Source organism: Nitrosomonas marina (assembly GCF_900111605.1).
In the GTDB taxonomy this organism is placed as follows: Bacteria; Pseudomonadota; Gammaproteobacteria; order Burkholderiales; family Nitrosomonadaceae; genus Nitrosomonas; species Nitrosomonas marina_A.
The window spans coordinates 1-1,425 of record NZ_FOIA01000084.1 but is presented as its reverse complement, the minus strand read 5'-3'; the positions used below and the strand labels follow the sequence as shown (position 1 = coordinate 1,425).

The following is a 1,425-nucleotide window of genomic DNA, read 5'->3' as shown; positions in this document are numbered from 1 at the left end:
GTAAGCGTTTAGCCCCACCATATATAAATTAGAAATTGAACTGGTTATCCTCGAATATTTTCACAGGAGGATGGCCGATGACAACACATGAACAACAAGAGCATCATATCAAAGCGTGGCAGGCGAGCGGTTTGTCGCAAGCGGCATATTGTCGTGATCATGGATTGAACAGCAAGACATTTGGGAATTGGCTACGGGTTTATCGTGATGTGCAAAAACACAATCAACGGACTTCGTTGATACCGGTGACGATCAGAACTACCACAACACCATCGGATTATTTGAAATTGCGTTGTACAGGTGGTCATACACTCGAACTGCCGGCAAATGTATCACCGCAGTGGTTGGGCGAATTGTTGAAATGTCTGGACTGATTGCTCATGTTGGACAAATCTGGATGGTTGTTGAGCCGGTGGATATGCGCCGGGGCATCGATGGTTTGTCGATGATTGTACAGCAGACGTTAGGCCATTCACCCTGCGCGGGTTCCGCGTTTGTTTTTTGTAATCGTGCCAGGAATCGTATCAAGGTACTGTTATGGGATGGTACGGGCGTCTGGCTATGTCATCGCCGATTGCATCAGGGCCGGTTTGTGTGGCCGCAGCTGGAAGCGTGTTGTTTTGAATTGACCCAATCACATTGGGAATGGCTGACAGCGGGCGTGGACTGGCAACGTTTGTCGGCAACGCCACCTGCACATCTTCGGGCGTAATAATGTTGTGTTTACAGTAAGTTAGTCAGGTTTTGTGGTATAATAACAGCCATGAAATCACTGGCGCAGCTTGATCAATTGAACCTTGATGCGGATACCAAACAACAGGTCACCGGTATTGTTCAGACGCTACTTGAACAAGCGCAAAAAGAGATTCGTACACAGGAACTCAAAATCCAAGCACTCACGATGGAACTGGCGCATTTGCGCCGTATCCGCTTTGGCAAGAAGAATGAATCGTTGTCTGCAGTGCAACTCAGTTTATTTGAAGAATCGGTGCTGGCTGATATCGCAGCCGTTGATATCGAAATCGAGCAGATTGACCCAGCTGCAAAAACAGCGCCGGCAAAACCGCCGCGTTCCCGTGCAGGCCGCCAGCCGCTGCCGGATCATCTGCCACGCATCGAACACCGCCATGAACCGGAATCCTGCCAATGCGGACAGTGTGGCAACACACTGGTCAAAATCGGTGAAGACGTCACCGAACAACTTGACGTAGAACCGGCCAGATTCTTTGTCCATCGCCACATTCGTCCGCAATATGCGTGCAAGACCTGCGAAACTGTCACCGCAGAACCGGTGCCGCCGGCCGTCATTGACGGCGGCATGGCTGCACCCGGTTTGCTGGCCTGGGTGATCAGCAACAAATACCTCAATCACCTGCCGCTCTACCGCCTGGAACAGATTGCAGCACGAGAACAGGTCACGCTTTC

General features: G+C 50.7%; 3 protein-coding genes. All 3 read left to right on the top strand.

Annotated features, from left to right (window positions below; genetic code table 11):
• Positions 1–77: 77 nt before the first annotated feature.
• Positions 78–374, top strand: a complete 297-nt coding sequence (gene tnpA, locus BMY62_RS15835; RefSeq protein ID WP_090662246.1) for an IS66 family insertion sequence element accessory protein TnpA — start codon at positions 78–80, stop codon at positions 372–374.
• Positions 362–712, top strand: coding sequence for an IS66 family insertion sequence element accessory protein TnpB (tnpB, locus tag BMY62_RS15830; RefSeq protein WP_090662243.1), 351 nt, complete (start codon positions 362–364; stop codon positions 710–712). Before tnpA ends, tnpB begins: the two co-directional genes overlap by 13 nt.
• A 51-nt stretch (positions 713–763) precedes the next feature.
• A partial coding sequence (locus tag BMY62_RS15825; RefSeq protein ID WP_256207673.1) for an IS66 family transposase zinc-finger binding domain-containing protein occupies positions 764–1,425 on the top strand: 662 nt, incomplete at its 3' end.

Excerpts from the sequence above, each read along its gene's own strand:
- tnpB (WP_090662243.1), top strand. The coding sequence starts at position 362 with ATGTCTGGACTGATTGCTCATGTTGGACAAATCTGGATGGTTGTTGAG.
- tnpA (WP_090662246.1), top strand. The coding sequence starts at position 78 with ATGACAACACATGAACAACAAGAGCATCATATCAAAGCGTGGCAGGCG.